This window comes from Billgrantia campisalis, from assembly GCF_022341425.1.
Classification (GTDB): Bacteria; Pseudomonadota; Gammaproteobacteria; order Pseudomonadales; family Halomonadaceae; genus Halomonas; species Halomonas campisalis.
The window spans coordinates 1-25,967 of sequence record NZ_JABFUC010000012.1 but is presented as its reverse complement, the minus strand read 5'-3'; the positions used below and the strand labels follow the sequence as shown (position 1 = coordinate 25,967).

General features: G+C 66.2%; 21 protein-coding genes. 17 read left to right on the top strand and 4 right to left on the bottom strand.

The features are described from left to right. Positions 1–62: 62 nt before the first annotated feature. The 3 genes from HOP52_RS14335 to HOP52_RS14325 all read right to left on the bottom strand — a co-directional run bounded on the left by HOP52_RS14335 (position 63) and on the right by HOP52_RS14325 (position 3,100). Positions 63–1,160: a C4-dicarboxylate TRAP transporter substrate-binding protein gene (locus HOP52_RS14335; RefSeq protein ID WP_238978202.1), complete on the bottom strand. Its 1,098-nt coding sequence runs from the start codon at positions 1,158–1,160 to the stop codon at positions 63–65. 96 nt (positions 1,161–1,256) lie between these two features. Continuing rightward, positions 1,257–2,201 carry a VOC family protein gene (locus HOP52_RS14330; protein ID WP_238978085.1) on the bottom strand — a complete coding sequence of 315 codons (945 nt, stop codon included), beginning with the start codon at positions 2,199–2,201 and terminating at the stop codon, positions 1,257–1,259. A 47-nt stretch (positions 2,202–2,248) separates the two neighbouring features. Further along, complete coding sequence (locus tag HOP52_RS14325; RefSeq protein ID WP_238978084.1) at positions 2,249–3,100, bottom strand: fumarylacetoacetate hydrolase family protein; 852 nt, start codon at positions 3,098–3,100, stop codon at positions 2,249–2,251. A 238-nt stretch (positions 3,101–3,338) separates the two neighbouring features. Between HOP52_RS14325 and HOP52_RS14320 the strand changes: the two genes are divergently transcribed. From HOP52_RS14320 to HOP52_RS14270, 11 genes are all read left to right on the top strand, one after another. Further along, positions 3,339–3,938 carry a TetR/AcrR family transcriptional regulator gene (locus HOP52_RS14320; protein ID WP_238978083.1) on the top strand — a complete coding sequence of 200 codons (600 nt, stop codon included), beginning with the start codon at positions 3,339–3,341 and terminating at the stop codon, positions 3,936–3,938. A gap of 266 nt (positions 3,939–4,204) precedes the next feature. After that, positions 4,205–5,344, top strand: a complete 1,140-nt coding sequence (locus HOP52_RS14315) for an alpha/beta hydrolase family protein (protein ID WP_238978082.1) — start codon at positions 4,205–4,207, stop codon at positions 5,342–5,344. Positions 5,345–5,486: 142 nt separating this feature from the next. Further along, positions 5,487–6,296, top strand: coding sequence for a methyltransferase domain-containing protein (locus HOP52_RS14310; RefSeq protein WP_238978081.1), 810 nt, complete (start codon positions 5,487–5,489; stop codon positions 6,294–6,296). Positions 6,297–6,376: 80 nt separating this feature from the next. Beyond that, positions 6,377–7,021 carry a hypothetical protein gene (locus HOP52_RS14305; protein WP_238978080.1) on the top strand — a complete coding sequence of 215 codons (645 nt, stop codon included), beginning with the start codon at positions 6,377–6,379 and terminating at the stop codon, positions 7,019–7,021. Between the two features lie 124 nt (positions 7,022–7,145). Then, positions 7,146–8,222, top strand: a complete 1,077-nt coding sequence (locus tag HOP52_RS14300) for a patatin-like phospholipase family protein (RefSeq protein ID WP_238978079.1) — start codon at positions 7,146–7,148, stop codon at positions 8,220–8,222. A gap of 2 nt (positions 8,223–8,224) precedes the next feature. After that, positions 8,225–8,698, top strand: a complete 474-nt coding sequence (locus HOP52_RS14295; protein ID WP_238978078.1) for a LabA-like NYN domain-containing protein — start codon at positions 8,225–8,227, stop codon at positions 8,696–8,698. A gap of 301 nt (positions 8,699–8,999) precedes the next feature. After that, on the top strand, positions 9,000–11,111 hold the full coding sequence (locus tag HOP52_RS14290) for an OmpA family protein (protein ID WP_238978077.1): 2,112 nt from the start codon (positions 9,000–9,002) through the stop codon (positions 11,109–11,111). 216 nt (positions 11,112–11,327) lie between these two features. Beyond that, positions 11,328–12,032, top strand: coding sequence for an ABC transporter permease (locus HOP52_RS14285; protein WP_238978076.1), 705 nt, complete (start codon positions 11,328–11,330; stop codon positions 12,030–12,032). Further along, positions 12,029–12,793: an ATP-binding cassette domain-containing protein gene (locus tag HOP52_RS14280; protein ID WP_238978075.1), complete on the top strand. Its 765-nt coding sequence runs from the start codon at positions 12,029–12,031 to the stop codon at positions 12,791–12,793. Before HOP52_RS14285 ends, HOP52_RS14280 begins: the two co-directional genes overlap by 4 nt. A gap of 4 nt (positions 12,794–12,797) precedes the next feature. Beyond that, positions 12,798–13,652 (top strand): ABC transporter substrate-binding protein, encoded by an 855-nt coding sequence (locus tag HOP52_RS14275; RefSeq protein ID WP_238978074.1) that lies wholly within the window; start codon positions 12,798–12,800, stop codon positions 13,650–13,652. Between the two features lie 100 nt (positions 13,653–13,752). Continuing rightward, positions 13,753–16,635: a bifunctional diguanylate cyclase/phosphodiesterase gene (locus tag HOP52_RS14270; RefSeq protein WP_275298215.1), complete on the top strand. Its 2,883-nt coding sequence runs from the start codon at positions 13,753–13,755 to the stop codon at positions 16,633–16,635. A gap of 24 nt (positions 16,636–16,659) precedes the next feature. Here the strand turns inward: HOP52_RS14270 and HOP52_RS14265 are convergent, their stop codons facing one another. Beyond that, a complete protein-coding gene (locus HOP52_RS14265) occupies positions 16,660–17,619 on the bottom strand; it encodes a LysR family transcriptional regulator (protein WP_238978072.1) in 960 nt (319 codons plus the stop codon). 131 nt (positions 17,620–17,750) lie between these two features. On the opposite strand from HOP52_RS14265, the gene HOP52_RS14260 reads away from it, so the two are divergent. The 6 genes from HOP52_RS14260 to HOP52_RS14235 all read left to right on the top strand — a co-directional run bounded on the left by HOP52_RS14260 (position 17,751) and on the right by HOP52_RS14235 (position 25,705). Beyond that, on the top strand, positions 17,751–18,692 hold the full coding sequence (locus tag HOP52_RS14260; RefSeq protein WP_238978071.1) for a sodium-dependent bicarbonate transport family permease: 942 nt from the start codon (positions 17,751–17,753) through the stop codon (positions 18,690–18,692). A 184-nt stretch (positions 18,693–18,876) separates the two neighbouring features. After that, positions 18,877–20,046 carry an isovaleryl-CoA dehydrogenase gene (locus HOP52_RS14255; RefSeq protein WP_238978070.1) on the top strand — a complete coding sequence of 390 codons (1,170 nt, stop codon included), beginning with the start codon at positions 18,877–18,879 and terminating at the stop codon, positions 20,044–20,046. Positions 20,047–20,131: 85 nt separating this feature from the next. After that, positions 20,132–21,739, top strand: coding sequence for a carboxyl transferase domain-containing protein (locus tag HOP52_RS14250; RefSeq protein ID WP_238978069.1), 1,608 nt, complete (start codon positions 20,132–20,134; stop codon positions 21,737–21,739). A 7-nt stretch (positions 21,740–21,746) separates the two neighbouring features. Continuing rightward, on the top strand, positions 21,747–22,586 hold the full coding sequence (locus HOP52_RS14245; RefSeq protein ID WP_238978068.1) for an enoyl-CoA hydratase-related protein: 840 nt from the start codon (positions 21,747–21,749) through the stop codon (positions 22,584–22,586). Then, positions 22,583–24,628 carry an acetyl/propionyl/methylcrotonyl-CoA carboxylase subunit alpha gene (locus HOP52_RS14240; protein WP_238978067.1) on the top strand — a complete coding sequence of 682 codons (2,046 nt, stop codon included), beginning with the start codon at positions 22,583–22,585 and terminating at the stop codon, positions 24,626–24,628. The genes HOP52_RS14245 and HOP52_RS14240 overlap by 4 nt, the downstream gene beginning before the upstream one ends. Before the next feature lie 177 nt (positions 24,629–24,805). Next, the gene (locus HOP52_RS14235; RefSeq protein WP_238978066.1) at positions 24,806–25,705 is read left to right on the top strand and encodes a hydroxymethylglutaryl-CoA lyase; all 900 of its coding nucleotides are present in this window, start codon (positions 24,806–24,808) and stop codon (positions 25,703–25,705) included. Positions 25,706–25,967: the final 262 nt, after the last annotated feature.

The following is a 25,967-nucleotide window of genomic DNA, read 5'->3' as shown; positions in this document are numbered from 1 at the left end:
AGGCCATTCATGTAGTAGGTAAGACTCAACTGGCGATCGCTTCTTATCACGATATCAGAGCCTCAGTTGATTTCCTTGTCCCAGTCGCGCAAGGGTTCGATACCACGCTCACGCATGGCGTTCATATAAGCCCGGAGCACCTCGCCTGCCGGAAGCCCTCTGGCCTCATTATCTTCCACCCACTCCTTGGCAAGGTTCGGCATGTTGTGGACCCAGGCCATGCGCTGGTCGACAGACCAGGCATTGACCGTAACCTTGGGGTCGCTCTCCATATTCATCATGCCCTGTTCGTAGATCGCCATGACGTCCTCGGCAATACTCTGGGAGTAGAGGGCGCCGACATCGAGCAGGATCTCCTGGATCTCCTCAGGCAGCCTCTCGAAGCTATCCTTGTTGGCGGCCAGCCCACCGAAATACATGGAGCCGAGATTGACCTTCGTCAGATGCGGCGCCACTTCATTGATCTTGATACTGAAGCCACCCGAGGGGAGTACCAGGGCCCCATTGGTGATACCGGTCTGCACCTGGGTGTAGAAGTCGGGCAAGGCGCCCTGAACGCCGATGGCTCCCGTCCCCCGCAGCCAGGAGGAGAGCACGCCGGCTGCCGAGATCCGCTTGCCATCGAGATCACCCACCTCTTCTACCGGCGTAACGGTGAACAGCTGGAAGGGGTCGCTGGCGCTGGCGCCGAGGAACACCAGATTATTGCTCTCCCACTCTGCCTTGAGTGCCGGGACCGAGCGGTTAAGCTCATTGAACACCTCCATCATGACCGCCGGGTCATCGGTCACGGCCGGTGCATAAACGGACACCTGGGTCAGGGGTTGACGGGACGCCTCCATGGTACTGAAGACCCACCCCATATCCACGATGCCCTGCGAAACCGAGGTCAGGGAGGCGTTTGCCCTGTAGAGCTGGCCACCGTAGGCCTCTTGCCAGTTGATCTGGTAGGGGGTCTCCAGCTCGGCGACACGGCGGTCCACTTCGGGAATGAAGTTGTTGGGAATGGACCCTACCCAAGGCAGGGTCGTGGGATGGCTGGCACCGACCCTCAGATTGATCGTCTGTACATCCTGAGCGGAGCTTTCACTACACCCGGAGATCAGCACCGGCATGACCAGTGCGAGCGCGATGGCTCCCGACACTTTTACGGACATCATCTTGTTCACCTCATGGATTCTTTCTTGTTGTAATCATCGAACGAAGCGATATGGCTGACTTCCATACTGCTTCCATCGTCGTCAGGGCAAGCTTACTTACTGACCGGACAACCCCAGGAATTTCTCTATCGACATCTCGGGACCCCACTGGTAAAGGCTGTCATCGCCGCCCTCCACGAACCCCGTTGAAGACTCGCTGTTATAGAGGTCACCATCCGTGAAATGCTCGACGATATTTCCTGACGGATCGTACCAGTAGTCGAAGATCTGGCTGCCCAGGAGATGTCGTCCTACGCCCCAGAAGGGGCTCCATCCTCTCTCCTTCATCCAAGTATTCCCGAGAATTTGAGCATCGACATCCTGAACTTCGAAAGAGGCATGATGCACATGGTCTTCCGGGGCCGTGAACAAGGCGACCGTATGATGGTCCGTCCATGACTGGCCACGGTTCAGCCTCAGAAAGACGGCATGAGCATTATCTTTCGAACCCTCGACGACCATGTCGGATGGCAGCAGGCCCAGCGTCTCTTTGTACCAATCCAGGTTGGCCTTGAGGTCTTTCACGCCCAGCGCAATATGACCAAGCCGGAGGATTTCGGCCGGCCCCTTTCCTGGGCGCTGCAGTTCCCCGAGTCGCTGCTTGGCATCGGCGGTATTGTGAACGAGCGCCGCCCTCATCGGCCGCTTATCGGTAGATGCTATGCCATGTACCAGATCGATCTGGCGGCCTGACGGATCCTGCAGCGTGACCCGCTCACCGCCTCCTGGCCGCTCGAGGCGCTGAATGCTCGAGGCGCCATCGAGTCGGGATGCCCGTTCAAGATCCTGCCGATCCTCCACTTCGAACGCCATGCTGACGAATTCTGAACGATCGGATTTCTCGGCGATGTAGATATAGTAATTCTGCCCAGCGCCCCGGAAGTAGACATGGCTGTTATCGCGACACTGCACGCTCATTCCGAAATCACAGAAGAACGCTTCCGCCGCATCAAGGTCAGGATGCCGATACACGACATGATGAATATCTTTTATTCTAATCATGGAGCTTCACCTACTGTCTCATATGGATGAATGAGAGCGATCCATCATCATGATGCAATGGGATTTTCGAGGATTCCCAATCCCTCGATCTCGACCTGGCAGATATCGCCTTCCTTCATATAGAGAGGCGGTTTCTTGGCAAACCCCACACCGGACGGGGTCCCGGTCACGATGACATCACCGGCCTCGAGGGTAAGGACTTCACTAATGATGGCGACCAGCTCGGCCACACTGAAGATCAGATCCTCCGTGGAGGCTTGCTGGACGACCTCGCCATTCAGCCTGGTCTTGATCTGCAGCCCCTTGCCCCCCAGCGGCACTTCATCCGCCGTCACGAAACGGGGACCGAAGGCGCCGGTGCTGTCGAAGTTCTTGCCCATGGTCCATTGGGGAGACTTGAACTGGTAATCCCGCACCGAGGCATCGTTGAAGATGGAGTAGCCGGCGATATGCTCCAGGGCACGCTCGAGGGAAATGTTGCGCCCCCCCTTCCCGACGACCGCTACCATCTCGCCTTCGTAATCCAGTTGCTCCGAGACCGAGGGTCGGATGATCGCTGCCTGGTGGCCGATCAGGCTCGACGCGAAGCGCGGAAAGACCGTCGGGTAGTCGGGCTGCTCATAGGGGCTCTCCTTGGTGTGGTCGGCATAGTTCAAGCCCACGCAGATGATCTTGCCGGGCCGCTCGATGGGCGGCAGGTAGCGAATCGCCGCTTCCTCGATCGGTGCCGCCGCGGCAAGGGTGTGAAACGCCCCTTGCAGAGCTGCCGGACCCTGCTGCAGGAGCGCGAGGAGATCGCCGGGATAGCCCTCGGCGCCTTCCATCATCCCCCTCAGCTCTCCATTCACCTCGATTGCCAAGCCCTTGCGCTGATTCTGTTCAAAGGTCACAAATCGCATGCCGCTCTCTCTCTATGACGTTGTATGACGTTGTGCTTACGAAGGATACGGTACCGTACAGTACCGTTAGAGATAACTTTTAGCCGCCTGTTTTTCAGCTGTCAAGGATTTTTCCATCGGAGGTGTCGCGGGACAGCGAAGGCGTGGGTACCCTTTCGCAGGGCAGCATGCTAGAGTAGGGTAATAGTCAGTACCATATTGCCGTCGGTACTGCCCATCGATGACACATGGCCATACGATGAATAGCAAAAAGCGAGAGATCATCCTGAATGCCGCCACCGAGCTATTCCTGGAGAGTGGCTACTCCCGGGTCAGCGTCGATGCCATCATCGCCAGGGTCGGCGGCTCGAAGCGTACCATCTATTCCTATTTCGGCGACAAGGACGGGCTCTTTTCCGCCATCGTGCACAATCTCTGTGACAAGATCGTCTCGCCGCTCACCGATCTCGATCTGAGGGGACTGCCGCCAGGCCAGGCACTCAAGCAGCTGTCGGAGACCTTCTTCGATGTCGTGCTGGCCCCCAACACCCTGGAGTTGCATCGCCTGGTCGTCGCCGAGGCACCGCGTTTTCCGGATGCCGCCAAGGCCTTCTTCGCCTCGGCGCCCTCCGTCTCGTATCGCTGCCTCGCCAACTACTTCGCCTGGGCGCAGGACGAGGGACTGATCAAGCCTGGCGACAGCCACCAACGCGCGGCGCTCTTCCTGGATGCGCTCACCGGCGACATCCAGCTGCGCTGCCTATTGGGGCTGGTCAGCGAGCCCGACAGAGCGCGACTGGCAGCCGCGGCCGATGAAGCGGTCGATATCTTCCTGCATGGGCTCATGAGCAACCGCTGACAGACTCATCCCCCCCACCAGCTCTTCCCCCTTGCCGTCGCCAGCGGCCGCCCAACCTTAAGCGGTTCGGTCAGCGCCTGTGGAAACTTCCCGAAGGCGGCATCGGGCTCGGCCCCCAGGCCATCGAGGACACCTCCCCCCGGCTGATGGTTGCCGCCATGCAGAAGCCACCAATGTCCACCTCCCAGCGGTCACTGACGGCGGCTATCGCAGAACCTGCAGCACAGGTGATACTTTCTAGACTGCCAACCCTACGGATCAACGGCATGGCCATGACGCTTGCAACACGAGTCGTCGCCTTCTTGCTGGTGACGGGGCTCATCGCCACCCTGCTGGTAGGACACGGCAGTGTCAGCCGCGGCTACGAAGCGCTGCTCGCCCTGGGGGATATTGCGGCGGGCAGCGAGGAGAGCCGGCTGAAGCAGCGAACCCCGGACCCCAGCCGTGAGAGCCTGACCTACGCAATCGACGAGCACGAGTACCAGGCGGACCTCTACCGCCCGGAGGAGCCCCGCCGGGGCAGCTTGATTCTGGTCCATGGCTTCACCGAGGCGGGTCGCCGCGATCCGCGCCTGATGGAGTTCGCGATCACGCTGTCCCGCCTGGGATTCACGGTGATGGTGCCGGACCTGGAGGGACTGAAGGACTTTTCCATCAGCACCCGCGAGGCGGACGCCATCGCCGATGCCATTCGCTATGCCACGGATGAGCTGTCGGCAGGAGAGTCGGGCACGGCGGTGGCCGCCATCAGCCTGGCGGTGGGACCGGCGCTGATCGCCGCCAAACAGAAGGATACCAAGGACCGGGTACGCTTCCTGATCGCCCTGGGGGGCTACTACGACCTCACCGACATGCTGCGCTATGTCACCACCGGGGAGGACCGCGGTGGCGCCGGTCAGGAGGCACCACCGCCGCTGCGGGAGGGGCGCTGGGCGGTGCTGTTGAGTCAGCTGCACTGGCTGGATGACGAAAGCGACCGGGCAGTTCTGGCGTCCATTGCCCGGAATAAGCTGGACGACCCCCACGCCGCGGTGCAGGCCGAGGTGGATCGGCTGGGGCCCCAGGGGCGAGCGGCTTATGACCTGGCGACCAACGAGGATCCCCAGCGGGTGGAGGCACTGATCCGGGAACTGCCGCCGCCGATGGTGGAGGAGTTCGAGGCGCTGGACCTGTCGGCCCAGGATCTCGGCAAGCTGGAGGCACGGCTGGTGCTGATCCACGGGCCCGAAGACCGGGTGATTCCGGTCAGCCACAGCCGGCGTTTGCAGGATGCTCTACCCCAGGGCCAAGCCCGGCTGTTCGAGGCCGGTGGGCTCAATCACGTGGAGGTCTCTCCAGGCTGGCGGGACGGCTGGGGCCTGTGGCGCGCGACCACCCATCTGCTCGCCCTGGGTGAGCGCGAGTGAGCCCCCACAACTGACTGCGCCCTACCACTTGCGCTGCCCCACCGATTGGAACCCTTTTACCCCCCTCGTGCGTCCTTGGGGGCACTCCGGGACGGGTGTCCAGGAGTGCCCCAAAAACCGGGAAACCCGAGGAGAGATGGCCATGAGCACTGCAACGACATCAACCACCACAATCCGTGAATCCAGCCTGGTGGATCAGGAATCCCTGCGCCAAAAGGTGAAGGAGATGTACCGCCGGGTCGCCAAGGAGCCCGAGGGGGACTTCCACTTTGCCATGGGCCGGCCCCTGGCCGAGGAGCTGGGCTATCCGCCGGCCGACCTGGACCGCATTCCCCGGCAGGCCCTGGAGTCCTTCGCGGGGGTCGGACACTTCCTGGCGCTGGCGAACATCCAGCCCGGCGAGACGGTGCTGGACCTGGGCAGCGGCTCCGGCACCGACGCCTTCCTCGCCGCCCTCTACACCGGCCCGGAAGGCCGCGTGCTGGGACTCGACATGACCGACGAGCAGCGGGACAAGGCCCAGCGCCTGGCACGGGACGCCGGGTTTACCAATATCACCTTCCATGCCGGCTACATCGAGGAGCCACCGTTCGATGACGCCAGCGTCGACGTGGTGATCAGCAACGGGGTCATCAACCTCTCCGCCCAGAAGGACCGGGTATTCGCCGAGATCGCCCGGGTGCTGAAACCGGGCGGCCGCCTGGCCCTGTCGGATATCGTCACCGAGAGCCAGCTCCCGGAAAAAGTGAAGTGCGACGCCACCCTGTGGGCGGCCTGCATCGGCGGCGCCATGCAGCAGGACGACTACCAGCGCGGTATCCGCGCCGCCGGGCTGCGGGTCGAGAGGGTGCAGGACAACCCTCAGTACCGTTTCCTCACCGAGGCCGCCCAGGGGGCAAGCCGCGCCTACGGGGTGAAAAGCCTCAGCCTGCTGGCGACCAAGCCGGCCTGACGGGCAACGCCCCTCGCCGGAGGGCATCGACGCGCAACAGGCCTCGACAGCGGCCGTCAGCCGCGCGGAGGAACGCCGACATGCGACCGGATGCGGTGAACAATCCTGGGGAGCACCGGTGGCGGGCGCTGGGGCGCCGGTGCCGCCGCCACCTGGTCCTGCTGCGTATCGTCCTCGTGGTGACGGCCGTGGTGCTGGTGGTCATCCAACTGGCGGGCGCCCCACCCCAGTGGCTGCTGCAGGGCACGGACAGCACCCTGGTGCTGGTAGTGGCCTGTGGACTCTATGCCCTGGTGCTGGCGATTCCCTTCGTCCCGTCGGTGGAGCTTGGACTGCTGATCATGGCGCTGTTCGGCCCGCCCGGCGCCGCAGGCGCCTACCTTGCCACCTCTGTCGGCCTGGCAGGCGCCTACCTGCTCGGGCGGCGCCTGGGCCGAAGCGCACCGCTGCGCCGCATCGCCCTGCCAGCGAGGTACCGCGCACGGCTCAACGCCGCCTGCGCCGGCCTTCCGGCCGGTGTGCTGCCGATCCTATCGCTGATGACCCTGCTGAACATGCCGGGCAATACCGCCGTCGGTGGCGGCGGCGGCATCGCCATGGCCTACGGCGCCGGCCGGCTGCTCTCGCCCGCCGTCTTCATCGCCACCGTGGCGGTGGCCACCAGCTTTCTGCCGCTGGCCTTCGTCACCGGCCTGCTTGGCCTCGAACGCTGGATGAGTCCGTAGGCGGGCACTGCGGCGGCGCGCCTCGACACCGCCCCGCTCAGGTATCCAGGCAGCGAGCAGACAGCGGCGTACAGAGCGCCTACACTGCACCGCCATAGACACTTACCATCACAAAGGAGCCCCTATGACACGCAAGGAGCGCAAACGCATCGACCTGGCACTGCAGGGCGGAGGCTCCCACGGAGCCCTGACCTGGGGCGTGCTGGACCGCCTGCTGGAAGAGGAGCGACTGGAGATCGACGGCGTCAGCGGCACCAGTGCCGGGGCCATGAATGCCGTGGTGCTGGCCGACGGCCTGCACAGGGGCGGTCGCGACGCGGCCCGTGAGGCCCTGCACCGCTTCTGGAAAGGGGTCAGCGACGCAGCGCGTTTCTCGCCCATACAGCGCACCCCCTTGGATCGTCTGCTGGGCAACGACAGCCTCGACCACTCACCGAGCTATCTGTTCTTCGAAAGCCTTACCCAGCTGATCCCCCCCGCCAAGCTCAATCCCATGGGCATCAATCCGCTGCGCGACCTGGTGAGCGAGCTGGTCGATTTCGAGCGGGTCAACGCCTGTCGCAAGGTCAAGGTTTTCGTGACGGCCACCAACGTGCGCACCGGTCGGGCGACGATTTTCCGCCAACCCGAGCTGACCGCCGACAGTGTGATGGCCTCGGCCTGCCTGCCGTTCATGTTCCCGGCCGTGGAGATCGACGGCGAAGCCTACTGGGACGGCGGCTACAGCGGCAACCCGGCACTCTACCCGCTGGTCGACGATCAGGGCTGTCGCGATCTGGTGGTGGTACAGGTCAACCCCCTGGTGCGTCGTTCCTTGCCCGACAGCGCCCGCGATATCATCAACCGAGTCAACGAGATCACCTTCAATTCGAGCCTAATCAAGGAGCTGCGCAGCATTCAGCTGCTGCAGCAGCTGATCGATGCCGAAGGGCTGGAAATGGAGGCCTACCGCGCCATGCGCCTGCACCTGATCCATGCCGAGCATGACGTCGAACAACTCAGCGCTTCCAGCAAGATGAACGCCGAGTGGGACTTCATTTCCCGCCTGCACGCCCAGGGACGCAGCTGGGCCGAACAGTGGCTGGAGGCCCACTTCGATGCGCTCGGCGAGCGCTCGACCTTCGACCTGAATGCGGTGTTTCAGGACACCTTCCGTCCCTGCCGGCCCGCGGAGCCCCCCTCCAACGGCGGTGGTACCTGACCATGCAGAACGCTCTGCTGTTGGTGGACGTGCAGAACCTGTATTACACCGCTCGCCATGCCTACGGCCGGCATATCGACTATAACGCCCTCTGGGCGCGCGCGACCCGGGGGCGTCGGGTGGTCAGGGCATTCGCCTACGCCATCGACCGGGGCGACGAGAAGCAGCGCCAGTTCCAGAACATCCTGCGGGCCATCGGCTTCGAGGTGAAGCTCAAACCCTTCATCCAGCGGGCCGACGGCTCGGCCAAGGGCGACTGGGACGTAGGCATCACCCTGGATGCGGTGAAACACGCCGAGGGGGTCGACGTGGTGGTACTGGCCTCCGGCGACGGTGACTTCGCGCTGCTGGCCGACACCCTGCGCCGCGATTACGGCGTGGAGGTCGAAGTCTACGGTGTCCCCCCGCTCACCGCCGGCGCACTGATGCGCTCGGCCACACGCTTCGTGCCCCTCGAGGGTGATCTACTGCTGTAACCGGATGACCTCCGACCTTCCCCGCTGCCGCGACAGTACCTGGCCCAGGGCGATATGGCTGACCCGTGCCACGACGCCAGTGGGCAGGGGCAATCGGACAATCGAACTCCTGTGTGCGCTGTCGTACCGATGATTCACGTTTCTTAGGCCATGCTGAATCCATCAGGTGGGGTAGTCGCTCCTCTCCCTCCTTGCTTGCCAGGGCTCCCGCTTAGTCACTCACCTCAGAAAACGAAACTTGCCTCGGCAGATTGGCAGAGCACGGCGATCCACCCCAGGGCGCTAGTCGAGGAAGATGAACATGAAACAGCGAATGCGTATTCTCAGAAAGCCCGCGGTGCTTGTGGCATCGCTGTCGCTAATGAGCCCAGGTATTGCCCAGACGGCGCTGATAACGCCTGCCGATACCGAGATCATTCAACTCGCTCAGGTCACAGAGTCCGCAGAAGACACTGAAGCGGAAGCCCTAGCCGACGCCCTGGCCGAGCAGCAGGCCATCGAGCAGGCCGAGGCCAAGGCCGACGCCGAAGCCGATGCCCTGGCCGAACAGGAAGCCATCGAACAGGCCGAAGCCGACGCCCTGGCCGAGCAGCAAGCCGTCGAACAGGCCGAGGCCGATGCCCTGGCCGAGCAGGAAGCTATCGACAAAGCCGAAGCCGACGCCCTGGCCGAGCAGCAGGCCATCGAACAGGCCGAGGCCGATGCCCTGGCCGAACAGCAGGCCGAACAAGCCGAAGCCGACGCTCTAGCCGAACAGCAGGCCGTCGAGCAGGCCGTCGAGCAGGCCGAGGCCGATGCCCTGGCCGAGCAGGAAGCTATCGACAAAGCCGAAGCCGACGCTCTAGCCGAGCAGCAAGCCATCGAACAGGCCGAGGCCGATGCCCTGGCCGAACAGCAGGCCGAACAGGCCGAAGCCGACGCTCTAGCCGAACAGCAGGCCGTCGAGCAGGCCGAAGCCGATGCCCTGGCCGAGCAGCAGGCCGTCGAGCAGGCCGAGGCCGATGCCCTGGCCGAGCAGGAAGCTATCGACAAAGCCGAAGCCGACGCCCTGGCCGAGCAGGAAGCCGTCGAGCAGGCCGAGGCCGATGCCCTGGCCGAGCAGGAAGCTATCGACAAAGCCGAAGCCGATGCCCTGGCCGAACAGCAGGCCGTCGAGCAGGCCGAAGCCGACGCCCTGGCCGAGCAGCAGGCCGAACAGGCCGAAGCCGACGCCCTGGCCGAGCAGCAAGCCATCGAGCAGGCCGAAGCCGATGCCCTGGCCGAGCAGGAGGCCATAGAGAAAGCCGAGGCAGAGGCCCTGGCCAAGCAGCAGGCCGAGGAGGACGCTCAAGCCCTCGCCGAGGCTGAAGCACAAGCCCTGGCCGCTGTCGCCGACCTCGACACCCAAGAAGCCACCACGACGTCCGAGGAAGTCGTGACCTCCGACACCACCCGCAGCAGCGACGAGGAAGTCAAGGTCGCGACGGCGTCAGAGACCGAGAGTGACAAGAGCCAGATGTGGAAGTACCTGGGCGCCGCCGCGGCGGGTGCCGTCGTGGGCGCCTTGATTCCACAGCTGGGTGGACGTGTCGTCGCGGATCAAGGCGACCGCATGATCGTCGAACGTGACGGCGAACTGCATGTGCGCAAGGACGAGAACCTGCTGCTGCGTCGCCCCGGGGTCACCGAGACCACCGAATCCTTTGCCGATGGCGTCACCCGCTCCACCGTCACTCGCGAGGATGGCAGCCGGATCGTGACCATTCGCGATTCCGGTGGCTTCGTGCTCAAGCGTACCCGTTATCTTCCCGATGACACGGCTATCGTGCTGATCGACGAAACCCGCAGGACCGACAGCTGGGTATCTTCCGTCGAACTGAACGAGTCGCTCCCTCCCCTGCACCACGACCTGCCGGATGATCGTTACGTGGTCAATTACCGTCGCGCCGATCAGGATATCCTGCGCCAGGCGCTGTTGGCGCCGCCGGTACAGGAGTTCGAGCAGGTTTTCACGCTCCGACAGGTGCGCGAGAACCAGCGTCTCCGCGACTTGATGCCGCGCGTCGATCTTGACGTCATCCAGTTTGCCACCGGCTCGTCGGCTATCCAGCCTTCCGAAGCCGAAGCCCTGCGCATGATAGGGCTTACCATGGCCGATATCATCGAGGAGCACCCGAACGAAATCTTCCTGGTCGAGGGGCACACCGACGCCGTCGGGTCGGATCTGATGAACCTCGGCCTTTCCGACCGACGAGCGGAAGCCGTTGCCCTGGCATTGACGGAATACTTCGCCATTCCTCCGGAAAACCTGATCGTACAAGGCTATGGTGAACGCTACCTGAAAGTGGACACGCAGGGGCCCAGCCAGGAAAACCGGCGCGCCAGCGTCCGACGGATCACCCCATTGATCGATGCCAGCATGGCCCGTCACTGATGCGTCCGGCCCTCGGCTAAAGGCAAGGTAAAGGGCTGGTAAAGCCGGCAGACAATGCGCTCTGTCGGCTTTTTCAATGGCACAGGGCCCCCTGCGTCCGGCATTGCCGCGGGCCAGAGAGGCTCGCCGGTGTCGTTTCGCGAATGCCGCCCAGGCTGGCGTAGCGTAGGATAGCGGTGACGAACCGCCGACCACCTCGCTCGCCAGAGACGCGCAATGCCGGAGACCGACAACGCCTTCCAGTCCGCCCTGACCCTGCTCCTCAGTCTCGACCCCATGCTGGTCAGCATCGTGACGCTGTCGCTGCAGGTCTCGCTGGCGGCGGTGCTGATCGGCGCGGTGATCGGCCTGCCGCTGGGGGCGGCGCTGGCGCTGTGGCGCTTCCCTGGCCGCGGCCTGGTGGTCACCCTGCTCAACGCCTTCATGGGCCTGCCGCCGGTGGTCGCGGGGCTGGTCATCTACCTGCTGCTCTCCCGGGCCGGCCCGCTGGGCAACCTGGGGCTGCTGTTCACCCCGACGGCCATGGTGATCGCCCAGACCCTGCTAGTGTTGCCGATCATCGCCGCCCTGACCCGCGACCATATCGACACCCTGTGGCAGGAGTATCGCGAGCAGCTAAGCTCCTTCGGCATCACCCGCCTGGGCGCCATGCCGGGGCTGCTGTGGGACGCGCGCTTCACGCTGATGACGGTGGTGCTGGCCGGCTTCGGCCGGGCCAGCGCCGAGGTCGGCGCGGTGCTGATCGTCGGCGGCAACATCGAGGGCGTGACCCGGGTGATGACCACCGCTATCGCCCTGGAGACCAGCCGCGGTAACCTGGCCCTGGCGCTGGGCCTCGGCCTGGTGCTGCTGGGTTTGGTGGCGCTGGTCAACGCCGCCGCCTACCTGATCGGCGAACGCGCCCGGAGACGCCTGGGATGACCGACCTGAGCACCCCCATCGACGACCGACACCGGCGTCCGGCACATCCCGCCCAGGCGCCGCTGCTGCGCCTGGAGGGGCTGGGCTTTGCCCACCGCGGTCGAACGCTGCTGCACGACGTCTCCCTGACCCTGCCGCCCAGAGGCCGCACCCTGATCCTGGGGCCCAACGGGGCCGGCAAGAGCCTGCTGATGCGTCTGGCCCATGGCCTGCTTGCCCCCAGCAGCGGCCGGATCCACTGGCAGACCCACTCGAGCGGGCGCCCGCTGCGCCAAGCCATGGTCTTCCAGCGTCCGGTGATGCTGCGCCGCTCGGCGCTGGCCAACCTCACCTACGCGCTGGCCGCCCAGCGAGTGCCCTGGCGCCGGCGTCGCGGCCTGGCCGCCGCGGCGCTGGAGCGATTCGGTCTGGGGGGACTGGCCGACCGACCGGCGCGGGTGCTCTCGGGGGGCGAGCAGCAGCGCCTGGCCCTGGCTCGAGCCTGGGCCCTGGCCCCCGAGGTGCTGTTTCTCGACGAGCCCACCTCGGCGCTGGACCCGGCCTCCATACGCGAGGTGGAAGCGGCCGTGCTCGCCTTCCATGGGCAGGGCACGCATGTCCTGATGTCCACCCACGACCTGAACCAGGCACGCCGCCTGGCCGACGATGTGGTCTTCCTCCACGAGGGCCGCGTGGTCGAGCATGCCCCCGCCGAGCGCTTCTTCGCCGAGCCCCGCACCCCGCTGGCCCGCGCCTTCGTCTCCGGCGAGCTGATCTGGTGAGGCCATGATGAGACGCTCGCGTCGAGGCTCGCACCGCTCCCACTCCCCGCGCCCGGCCGTCATGGCGCTGAGCGTGCTGAGCCTGGTCAGCACCCTGGCCGCCGGCACGGCCGCGGCGGCGGACAAGGTCCTGCTGCTCGCCTCCACCACCTCCACCGAGCAGTCCGGGCTCTTCGACCACCTGCTGCCGCGTTTTCACAACGCAACGGGCATCGAGGTGCGGGTGGTCGCGGTGGGCACCGGCCAGGCCTTCGCCCTCGCTCGGCGCGGCGACGCCGACGCCCTGCTGGTTCACGACCCCGCGGGCGAAGCCGCGCTGATCGCCGCGGGGCACGCCAGCGAACGGGCCGACATCATGTTTAACGACTACGTGCTGATCGGCCCCACCGAGGATCCGGCGGCGATCGATGAAGCGCCAACCGCGGCTGAAGCCTTCGCCCGGATCGCCGCCGCCGAGGCGCCCTTCACCTCCCGCGGCGACGACAGCGGCACCCACCGCGCCGAGCAGCGCCTCTGGGCTGCCGCAGGAATCGAACCCAGCGCCCCCTGGTACCGCGAACTGGGCAGCGCCATGGGCGCCACCCTCAACACCGCCGCCGCCATGGACGCCTACGCGCTCGCCGACCGCGCCAGTTGGGCGACCTTCGTCAATCGCCAGGCGCTTGCGGTGCTGTTCGAGTGTGACGAGGCGCTGTTCAATGGCTACGCCAGCCTGCTGCTCTCCCGCGAACGCCACCCCCACCTCAGGCACGACCTGGCCGAACAGTGGCATGACTGGCTGCTTTCGGAGGAGGGCCAGGACGCCATCGCCGAATTCCGCCTCGACGGCGAACCGCTGTTCTTTCCGGCTGTCCTATGACGCCTCGCCCGGCCACCCTGATCGTTTCGTATATCTGTAACCCTGCAAGTAACTGTGCCTTAATGGGGATGACACCGGACAGCATGCCTGGAGGATAGCGTTGCGCTCTCGACCATCACTGTGGGGCCTTATACCCGCGCTTGCGCTCGTCTATCTCCTGATGGGCGTTGTCGTCAGTCACTCTGGGTTACATTCCCAGATCATTCCCTTCTGGCTCCCCGCCGGGGTCGCACTGGCGGCGGGACGACACTTCGGCTATCGCATCCTGCCGGGGGCCGGCCTGGGCAGTCTGTTGTTCAACCTGGGCATGCCCACCCAGTGGAGCTTTGCCCTGACCCCGGAGCTATTCTTCTCGGCCCTGCTGATCGCCGTCGGCGTGACCCTGCAGGCGGCGGCGGGTACCTACCTGCTGAAGCGCCTCGGCGACCCGGTCTCGCTGCGCGGCGACATCCGCCTGGGACGCTTCATCCTCCTGGCGGGCTTCGGCAGCACCCTGATCAGCGCCAGCATCGGCGTCACCAGCCTGTGGTGGCTGACCCAGCCGACCGGGGGCATGAGCCTGGCCCACGACTGGCTGACCTGGTGGCTGGGCGACAGCTTCGGCGTCATCCTCATGGCTCCGCTGTGTCTGGCCCTGCTCACCCCGCCCCATCAACGCCGCAGCCCAGGCCTGCATCGGCGCCTGGTGGTGCTGCTCGCCGGCGGACTCACCGCCATTCTGGTCACCAACCAGGCCTACCTGTTTCAGCTGGAGCGCCAGCTGGCCAACGGCTTCCAGCGGGACATGGCCGTCCTGCAGGCCAACCTCAATCACCTCTATCAGCAGAATCTGGCCGACCTCGGCCGACTCGAACGCGAGTTCACCCAGCAGCAGGGCATGTCACCCGATGCCTTCCGGGCGGTGACAAGCGATATCTTTGCCGACAACCCGGCGGTGCTGGCCTACTCCTGGGACCCCATCGTCGCCGCCGAGGAGCGCGAGGCCTTCGAGCGGCGCACGCAAGCGCTGCTGGACTGGCCGGCGTTCGCGGTCTATGGCGAGTCCCCCGAGCCCGACGACCCGCTGGTCGTGGTGCAGTACGTCGAACCCTTCGCCGCCAACACCGCGGCACTCGGCTTCAACCTGCTCTCCGAGCCCGACCGGCGCCGCTGGGTCATACAGGCCCAGGAAACCGGCCGACCGGTGGCCACCGAGATTCTCAACCTGACCCAGGCCCCCGACGAGCCCGGCGCGCTGATCCTGCAGCCGGTCTATCTCAATCCCGATGCCCAGAACGGCGGCCTGCTCGACCGCGACAAGCAGCTGGTCGGCTTCATGGCCGGCGTCTTCACCATCCAGCGCATGGTGGAGGCGGCCATCGCGATGAGCGGTCTCGAGCATGTCGCCCTGACCCTCAAGGAAGCCGATGAGACCTTCTACCGGCATCTGCCGGAAAGCGACATGGACAGCGGCGAGCTCTATCGCGCTGGCTTCGCCTTCGACTTCGCCCAGCAGCGCTGGCAGGTGGAGATGAGCGCCGGCCACGCCTACCGTGCCACCAGCTCCGAGAACAGCTCGCTGGAGTTCCAGATGCTGCTGGTGCTGGTCGGCGCCCTGGCCTCCGGCGTGATTCTTGGCATGTACGGCCGTGAGGACAGCCTGGCCCGCCGCGTCGCCGAGCAGACACACTCCCTGCGCCACCAGGCGCACCATGACCCCTTGACCGGGCTACCCAACCGACTGCGGCTGGAACAGGAGATGACAGCGCTGCTGGAACAGCCCGAGCACCCCCCTTTCGCGCTGCTGTTCATGGACCTGGACCGCTTCAAGCTGATCAACGACAGCCTGGGCCACATGACCGGCGACCAGCTGTTGATCGAGCTGACCCGGCGCTGGCAGGCCGCCCTGCCGGAGGAGAGCGAGCTGTTTCGCCTGGGCGGCGACGAGTTCGTGCTGCTCCAGCGGCTGACCCCGGATGCGGTGCCCGAGGAGACCGCCGAGCGCCTGCTGGACGAGACCCGCAAGGCGATCAGCGTGGACGGCCTGCATCTACAGATCACCGCCAGCATGGGGCTGGCCCTATGCCCCCAGCACGGCATCGAACACCATACGCTGCTGCGCAACGCCGACACTGCGCTGCACAACGCCAAGTCGCTGGGCAAGAACCGGGTCCTGCGCTACCAGCACAGCCAGACGGACGCCACCCAGCAGCACTTCTCCCTGGAGCAGGACCTGCGCCTGGCGATCGGCACCGACCAGCTGCTGCTGCATTTCCAGGCCCAGTACACCCTGGCGGACAGGACGCTGGACGGCGTCGAGGCCCTGCTGCGCTGGGACCACCCGCGGCGCGGCATGGTATCGCCGGGAGAGTTCATTCCCCTGGCCGAGGAGACCCAGCTGATCGTGCCGATCGGCTGGCAGGTGATCGAGATGGCCTGCCGGCAGATCGCCGCCTGGGACGCTGAGGCCCTGCGTATTCCCTACGTGGCCGTGAACATATCCCCCCTGCAGCTGCTGCAGTCCGACTTCGTCGACTGCCTGAACCGCCAGGTGGACGCGGCCGGCGTGTCGCGGCGCCGGCTGGAGCTGGAGATCACCGAGACCCTGCTGCACCTCGACCCGGATTTCGCCTTCCAGCAGCTCAAGGCCCTGCGCCACGCCGGCTACCGCCTGGCCCTGGACGACTTCGGAACCGGCTACTCCTCGTTCAATCGCCTCAAGAAGATGCCGCTGGACCGCATCAAGATCGATCGCTGCTTCGTCAAGGACATCGGCCGCAACCCCAAGGACGAGGCGATCATCTGCAGCATCATCGACCTGGGGCATCGTCTGGAGATGAGCGTGCTCGCCGAAGGGGTGGAGACCTGGGAGCAGTTCCACTACCTGGCCGCCGCCGGCTGCGACAGCATGCAGGGCTTCCTGCTGGCCAGGCCCAGCACCTCCCCGCCCCTCGAACGCCCCTGCCAGGAGGAGCACGCTCTGCCCAGTGACTCCCGCGCCTGAGCCGACGGCGTCCCGCACGCCGCCTCAGGTCAGCCGCTCCAAGCCCGCCAGCAGCGCATTCAGCTCGTTGCACAGGAAGCGCGGCTCCACGCACTCGTCGAGATGGCCCTCGGCGAAGCGCAGAAACCCCAGCGCCGCATGAGACAGACGCCGGTCGCGGCGCACGATGAACTGCCAGTGGCTCTCGATGGGCAGCCCCGCCACCGGCAGGATCACCAGGTCGGGATGCTCCGGCGGCAGCACATGCTCGGAGAGCACGGCGAGCCCCATGTGGGAGGCCACCCCGACGCGAATCGCCTCGTTGCTGGCCATCTGCAGGGTCGGCCCCAGGGAGAGCCCCTGCTCCTGCAGCCAGCTCTCGAACAGCATGCGGGTCGCCGAACCCGGCTCGCGCAGCAGAAAGCGCTCCTCCAGCAGCTCGCTCATTGCCACCGCGTCTCGCCCGGCGAGCCGATGGCCCCGTGGCGCCACCGCCACCAGCGGATTGCGCAAGAAGCGCCCGGCCACGGCATGGGCCAGCGAGGGGGGATGGCTGAACACGTAGAGATCGTCTTCCTGACGCTCGAAGCGGGTCAGCATCTGACGGCGATTGCCGATATGCACGGTAACGTCCACGTCAGGGAACGCCTGGCTATAGGGGCCAAGCAAGCGCGGCAGTACATACTGGGCGGTGTTGACCAGGGCCACGGAAAAGCGTCCGCGTTCACCGCCGCGCAAAGCCTCCAGGTAGTCCTCGAAGTCGGCGAAGCGGCCCAGCACCTCGCGGCTGGCCCGATACAGCTCGCTGCCCGCCTCGGTGGGCATGAGCCGCCCCTGGCGGGTCTCGAGCAGCGCCTCGCCTACCGCCTCGCCGAGCCGCTTGAGCTGCTGGGAGACGGTCGGCTGGGTCAGGTGCAGCCGGCGCGCCGCCTCGCTCACCGACCCACTGCGCACCACCGCCACATAGACCTGCAGCAGACGAAAGGTAAGATGACGGATGTTCATCGCAAGCCTCGTGCCGGAACACTCGCATAGATAATCATCTATAGTATATTGCCCGACTTGTAATTTGTCTCAATATCGAGATGTCCTCACAATCGCCGCCGTCTCCCCTCCCCGACCAATGAGATACGCGTATGCCCGATATTGTGGTGATGTTCTTCCTGCTCGGCCTGCTGGCCGGCGTAGTGAAGTCCGACCTGACCATTCCCAAGGCCGCCTACGACACCCTCAGCCTGCTGCTGATGCTGACCATCGGCCTCAAGGGGGGCATGGCGCTCTACGGCAACCTGGGCTGGTCGCTGGTGCCGGAGCTGCTGGCCGTGGCCGCGCTGGGGGCGGTGATCCCGCTGGTGCTGATGCCGGTGCTGCGCCGCCTGGTGCGCCTCTCCGCCGCGGACAGCGCCAGCCTGGCCGCCCACTACGGCTCGGTCAGCGCCGGCACCTTCGCCGTGGCGCTGGCCTTCGCCGAGGGGCGCGGCCTGACCATCGGCGCCGAGGTCACCCTCTATCTGGTGATGATGGAGCTGCCGGCGATCATGGTGGCCATCGCCCTCTATCGCCGCTACAAGGGCAGCGACTCCGCCGAGGCGCTGCAGGGCATCTGGCACGAGACGCTGACCAACCGCGGGGTGATCCTGCTGGCCGGCGGCGCGGTGATCGGCGCCATGTACGGCCCCATGGAAGGCGCCAACGTCACCGACCTGCTCACCGGCGCCTTCCACGCCGTGCTGGCGCTGTTCCTGCTGCAGATGGGCCTGACCGCCGCGGAAACCCTGCGCCCCATCCCCTGGTACCACTGGCGCCTGCTCACCTTCGCCCTGGTGGCCCCCCCGCTGCTGGCCCTCACCGGCCTGGCCGTGGGCCTGGCACTGGGCCTGCCCGCCGGCTCGCTGCTGATCCTCACCGCCCTGGCGGCCAGCGCCTCCTATATCGCCGCGCCGGCGGCCATGCGCACCGCCATTCCCGACGCCAATATCGGGCTGGCGATGCTCGCCGCTCTGGGCCTAACCTTCCCCCTGAACGTGATCATCGGCATCCCCCTCTACCACCAACTGGCGCTCTGGTTGGCTGGCTGAGGCGGGCGGGGCGCCCGGTTCCCCGGCGCCCCGCCCTTCGACATTCGTCGAAGCCGACAAAACCTGCACTTTACGTTAACGTCAACCTCGCCTAGGCTTGGACCATCGTCAACAGAGTGCGGCAGCTTTGTGCCCGCTTCGGCCTGCCGGCCAACCACCTGACAGCACAACAAGGGAGCCACCCATGCACACGCCCTACAAGCCCCTCGACTTCGGCCTCGACGACGAACTCAACATGCTGCGCGATCAGGTCAACGCCTTCGCCCGCGACGAGATCGCCCCGCGCGCCGCCGAGATCGACGAGAAGAACGAGTTTCCCAACGACCTGTGGCAAAAGTTCGGCGACATGGGCCTGCTCGGCATCACCGTGCCGGACGAGGACGGCGGCACCGGCATGGGCTACCTGGCCCACTGCATCGCCATGGAGGAGATCTCCCGGGCCAGCGCCTCGGTGGGTCTCTCCTACGGCGCCCACTCCAACCTGTGCGTCAACCAGCTCAAGATCAACGCCAATGCCGAGCAGAAGGCCAAGTACCTGCCCAAGCTGATGAGCGGCGAGTACGTCGGCGCGCTGGCCATGTCCGAGCCGGGCGCCGGCTCCGACGTGGTCTCCATGAAGCTGCGCGCCCGTCGCGAAGGCGACCACTACGTGCTCAACGGCAACAAGATGTGGATCACCAACGGCCCCGACGCCGATGTGCTGGTGGTCTACGCCAAGACCGACCCGGACGCCGGCTCCAAGGGCATCACCGCCTTCATCATCGAGAAGGACTTCAAGGGCTTCTCCACCGCCCAGAAGCTCGACAAGCTGGGCATGCGCGGCTCCAACACCTGCGAGCTGGTGTTCCAGGACTGCGAAGTGCCGGTCGAGAACGTGCTCGGCGAAGAGGGCAAGGGCGTGCGCGTGCTGATGAGCGGCCTGGACTACGAGCGCACCGTGCTCGCCGCCGGCCCCATCGGCATCATGCAGGCGGCCATGGATATCGTGGTGCCCTATATCCACGAGCGTAAGCAGTTCGACCAGTCCATCGGCGAGTTCCAGCTGGTGCAGGGCAAGATCGCCGACATGTACACCACCCTGAACGCCTGCCGCGCCTACCTCTACGCCGTGGCCGCCGGCTGCGATCGTGGCCAGACCTCGCGCAAGGACGCCGCCGGCGTGATCCTCTACTGCGCCGAGAAGGCCACCCAGGTGGCGCTGGACGCCATCCAGCTGCTCGGCGGCAACGGCTACATCAACGAGTACCCCACCGGGCGGCTGCTGCGCGACGCCAAGCTCTACGAGATCGGTGCCGGGACCAGCGAGATTCGCCGGATGCTGATTGGCCGCGAGATCTTCAACGAATCCAAGTAAGGATGGCTGCGCTCACTCAGGCTCTCCCCCCAGAGTCTGAGTATCGCTCGCACATTCATACGCTTCAGAATTGAGGAGCCGATAAATGGCCATCCTGACTACCCAGATCAATCCGCGCAGCGACGGTTTCCAGGCCAACGACGCGTCCATGCGTCACGAGGTGATGAAGCTTCGCGAGCTGACCGCAGCCATCGCCCAGGGCGGCGGCGAGAAGGCGCGGGCGCGCCACGAGTCCCGCGGCAAGCTGTTCGTGCGCGACCGTATCGATCACCTGATCGACGAAGGCTCGCCGTTCCTCGAGTTCTCGGCGCTGGCCGCCCATGACGTCTACGACGGCCCGGTCCCCGCCGCCAGCGTGATTACCGGCATCGGCCGCGTGTCGGGCGTGGAGTGCGTGATCGTCGCCAACGACGCCACGGTCAAGGGCGGCACCTACTTCCCGCTCACCGTGAAGAAACACATTCGCGCCCAGGAGATCGCCCGCAAGCACCGCCTGCCGTGCATCTACCTGGTCGACTCCGGCGGCGCCCACCTGCCGAGCCAGGACGAGGTCTTCCCCGACCGCGACCACTTCGGGCGGATCTTCTACAACCAGGCCACCCTCTCGGCGGAAGGCATCCCGCAGATCGCCGTGGTGATGGGCTCCTGCACCGCCGGCGGCGCCTACGTGCCGGCCATGGCCGACGAGTCGATCATCGTCAAGGAGCAAGGCACCATCTTCCTGGGCGGCCCGCCGCTGGTGAAGGCCGCCACCGGCGAGACCATCAGCGCCGAGGACCTGGGCGGCGCCGACGTGCACTGCAAGCTCAGCGGGGTGGCCGACCACTACGCCGAGAACGACGCCCACGCCCTGCAGCTGGCGCGCGGCTGCGTGTCACGGCTCAACTGGCAGAAGCGCGGCCAGCTCGCCATGCAGGCACCCAAGCCGCCGCGGCTCGACCCCAGCGAGCTCTACGGCATCGTCGGCACCGACCTCAAGAAGCCCTACGACGTGCGCGAGGTGATCGCCCGCATCGTCGACGACTCCGACTTCGACGAGTTCAAGCGCTACTACGGCGACACCCTGGTGACCGGCTTCGCCCATATCCACGGCTACCCGGTGGGCATCGTCGCCAACAACGGCGTGCTGTTCTCCGAGTCCGCGGTCAAGGGCGCGCACTTCATCGAACTCTGCGCCCAGCGCAAGATCCCGCTGATCTTCCTGCAGAACATCACCGGCTTCATGGTCGGCTCCAAGTACGAGCACGAAGGCATCGCCAAGCACGGCGCCAAGCTGGTCACCGCGGTGGCCTGCGCCAAGGTACCCAAGTTCACCGTGCTGATCGGCGGCAGCTTCGGCGCCGGCAACTACGGCATGTGCGGCCGCGCCTACGATCCCAACCTGCTGTTCATGTGGCCCAACGCCCGCATCTCCGTGATGGGTGGCGAGCAGGCCGCCGGCGTGCTGGCCCAGGTCAAGCGCGACCAGCATGAACGCGAGGGTCGCGAGTGGTCACCGGAGGACGAGGAAGCCTTCAAGAAGCCGACCCGCGAGCAGTACGAGCACCAGGGCCACCCCTACTACGCCAGCGCTCGACTGTGGGACGATGGCGTCATCGACCCGGCCCAGACCCGCGATGTACTGGGCCTGTCGCTGGCGGCGGCGATGAATGCCGAGGTTCAGGAAACCAAGTTCGGCGTCTTCCGGATGTGAGGTCGTTATGACACAGACTTATTCCCGACTGACCATCGACGAGCGCGGCGTGGCCTGGCTGATGCTGGAGCGACCCGAGGTCCACAACGCCTTCGACGACAGCCTGATCGCCGAGCTCAACGCCCACCTGGAGAGTCTCCACGTGGCCGCCGGGCAGGGCGAGATCCGCGCCGTGGTGCTGGGCTCGGAGGGCAAGAGCTTCTCCGCCGGGGCCGACCTCGGCTGGATGAAGCGCATGGTCGAGTACGACTTCGACGGCAACCTGAGTGACTCGCGCAAGCTCTCGGCGCTGATGCACGGCCTGGACACCCTGCCCTGCCCCACCGTCTGCCGGGTGCAGGGCGCGGCCTTCGGCGGCGCCGTGGGCCTGGCCGCCTGCTGCGACATCGTGATTGCCTCCGAGAAGGCCAAGTTCTGCCTCTCCGAGGTCAAGATCGGCCTCTCGCCGGCGGTGATCAGTCCCTATGTGCAGCGGGCCCTGGGCCCGCGCCAGATGCGCCGCTACGCGCTCTCCGCCGAGGTCATGGATTCCGCCACCGCCCTGGCGCTGGGCCTGGCTCACCAGGTGGTCGGCCCCGACGACCTGGACGCCGCCGTGACCCGCATGCTCGACACCCTGCTCGGCGGCTCGCCCCAGGCCCAGCGCGCCACCAAGGCGCTGCTCGCCGAGGTGGCCCGCGAGCCCGACAGCAAGGCAACGCGTGAGCACACCTGCCGCGTGATCAGCGAACTGCGCGTCAGCGCTGAAGGCCAGGAAGGCTTGACCAGCTTCTTCGAGAAGCGCCGGCCCGCCTGGAACCAGCCCGACGACGACAACACGACTTCCGCCACGGAGCGACGCTCATGAGCCGACCCAACACCTTCGACACCCTGCTGGTCGCCAACCGCGGCGAGATCGCCTGCCGGGTGATGCGCACGGCCCGCGCCATGGGTCTGCGCACCATCGCCGTCTACTCCGACGCCGATGCCAACGCCCGCCACGTGCGCGAAGCCGACGAGGCCGTGCGCCTCGGCCCCGCCGCCGCCCGTGAGAGCTACCTCAAGGTCGAGGCGGTGGTGGAAGCCGCCAAGCGCACCGGCGCCGGCGCCATCCACCCCGGCTACGGCTTCCTCTCCGAGAACGGCCCCTTCGTCGAGGCGCTCGATGCCGCCGGCATCACCTTCGTCGGCCCGCCCGCCTCGGCGATTGCCGCCATGGGCGACAAGTCCGCGGCCAAGGCGCGCATGGCCAACGCCGGCGTGCCGCTGGTGCCGGGCTACCACGGCAACGACCAGGATGACGGCCTGCTGCGCCGCGAGGCCGACGCCATCGGCTACCCGGTACTGCTCAAGGCCAGCGCCGGCGGCGGCGGCAAGGGCATGCGCGTGGTGGAATCCAGCGGCGACTTCCAGGCCGCCCTGGACGGCTGCCGCCGCGAATCCCAGGCCGCCTTCGGCGACACCCGCATGCTGATTGAGAAGTACCTGACCCAGCCGCGCCACGTCGAGGTCCAGGTGTTCTGCGACAGCCACGGCAACGGCGTCTACCTGTTCGAGCGCGACTGCTCCGTGCAGCGCCGCCACCAGAAGGTGCTGGAGGAAGCCCCCGCGCCGGGCATGACCGCCGAACTGCGCCGCGAGATGGGCGAAGCCGCCGTGCGCGCCGCCAAGGAGATCGGCTACGTGGGCGCCGGGACGGTGGAATTCCTCCTGGATGCGGACGGCTCCTTCTTCTTCATGGAGATGAACACCCGCCTGCAGGTGGAGCACCCGGTCACCGAGATGATCACCGGCCAGGACCTGGTCGAGTGGCAGCTGCGCGTGGCCATGGGCGAGACGCTGCCCATGACCCAGGACGAGCTGACCATCACCGGCCACAGCTTCGAGGCGCGGCTCTACGCCGAGGACCCGGAGCAGGACTTCCTGCCCGCCACCGGCCTGCTGACCCAGTTCGCCATGGACCTGAAAGGCGCCGGCCTCGACCCGACCCGGGTGCGCCTGGACAGCGGCGTGGAGACCGGCGACGCCGTCTCCATGCACTACGACCCGATGCTCGCCAAGCTGATCGTTCACGGCGACGACCGCGACCAGGCACTGGCGACCCTGAACCGCGCCCTGGCGGCGCTGGACGTGCAGGGCGTGGTCACCAACCGCGCCTTCCTGCAGCGCCTGGCGACCCACCCCTCGTTCAAGAACTGCGAACTCGACACGCGCTTCATCGAGAAAAACGAAGCCACCCTGTTCGCCCCGGTCAAGTACGACATCGAGGCCTATGCCGGCGCCGCCCTGATCGGCCTCAACCAGCTGGCCCGCGAGTGCGAGAGCGACTCCCCCTGGGATCGCCACGACGGCTTCCGTCTCAACGCCCCGCACACCATCCGCATCTCGCTGTGCCCCACCGGCCAGAACCTGACCAATGCCCAGGCGCCGGACGCCGAGGACGTGGTGGTGGTCGAGGGCACCCGTGAGACCGACGCCGATCCCTGGCACCTGACCATCGGCGGCGAGACCCTCACCGCCCGCCTGCAGCATCTGGAAGGCGATGCCGTGGCGGTCACCCTCAACGGCCACCGCCGCCGCCTGCAGGCGCGCCGCGACGGCAACGTGGTGGTGATGGTTGACCCGCGCGGCGAGACCCGGCTGTTCTGGCGGCGCATCGACGCCATCGACCACGGCCACCACGAAGCCGAATCCACGCTGACCGCGCCCATGCACGGCACCGTGGTGGCGCTGCTGGTGGAACCGGGCCAACGCGTGGAGAAAGGCATGCCGCTGATGGTCATGGAAGCCATGAAGATGGAGCACACCATGACCGCCCCCGCCGACGGCCACGTGGAGAGCTTCCACTTCGCCGCCGGCGACACCGTCGGCCAGGGCGCCGTGCTGCTCGAGTTCGCCGCAGAGGAGTAAAAGGCCAGCTCTGACGTGCGGCGCCGGCGACAGATCGCAGAGGGGGTCCGATGCCATGGATGGCATCGGTAGCGCCCAGGGAAGGGTTCACAGCGCCCCCTCGAAGAGCTGTCGCCTGGCAAGCCGCGACTCGAAGGCACATCATCGGCTCGTCGTGAGCACGACAGGAGAAGATTCATGACATTTCCCAAGCAGGTGCGCCTGGTCGAGGTCGGCCCCCGGGACGGGCTGCAAAACGAGCCCGAACCGATCCGCACCGAGACCAAGCTCGAGCTGATCGACCGCCTGGGCGCGGCCGGCCTCGCCTACATCGAGGCGGCCAGCTTCGTCTCCCCCAAGTGGGTGCCGCAGATGGCCGATCACCGCGAGGTGATGACCGGCCTGAGCCGCCGCAAGGGCGTCACCTACGCTGCCCTCACCCCCAACCTCAAGGGGCTGGAAGCGGCGCTGGAGTGTGGCGTCGAGGAAGTCGCGGTATTCGGCGCGGCCTCCGAGGCCTTCTCGCAGAAGAACATCAACTGCAGCGTGGCCGAATCGCTGGCCCGCTTCGAGCCGGTGCTGGAGCGTGCCCGGGGCGCCAATGTGCGGGTGCGCGGCTACGTCTCCTGCGTGCTCGGCTGCCCCTACGAGGGCGAGATCGCCCCCGCCAAGGTGGCCGAGGTGGCAAAGGCGCTCTATGACATGGGCTGCTACGAGGTCTCGCTGGGCGACACCATCGGCGTGGGCACCCCGCTCAAGGCCAAGCGCATGGTCGAAGCGGTGAGCCGCGACATCCCCATGGACAAGCTCGCTGCCCACTTCCATGACACCTACGGCCAGGCGCTGGCCAACCTCTACGCCGTGCTGGAAGAAGGCATCAGCGTGGTCGACAGCTCCGTGGCGGGCCTGGGCGGCTGCCCCTACGCCAAAGGCGCCTCCGGCAACGTGGCCAGTGAAGACGTGGTCTACCTACTCAACGGCCTCGGCATCGAGACCGGCATCGACCTCGACGCCCTGGCCGCCACCGGCAGCTGGATCACCCAGGCCATCGGCAGGCCCAACCGCTCGAAGGTAGGCGTGGCGCTGGCCGCCAAGTAACTGCAGCGCCACAACGCAAAACCCCCGAGCCAGGTGACTGACTCGGGGGTTTTTTGATTATTACACGCTGTGTTTATTGCTGATTAACGCGAGCCATCACCGATGGAAAAACCGGAGCAAAACGGAGGTTTTGGCATCCGGTGTTAATGGCCAAGTAAAGTGACCCAGTACCGGCCAACGCTTTTGACCCACCCCCGAGGTGGCAGCGTTGCCACCGTCCACCTACCGTGTCGGCTCAGCCAAGGGTCGGGACGGAGACGTG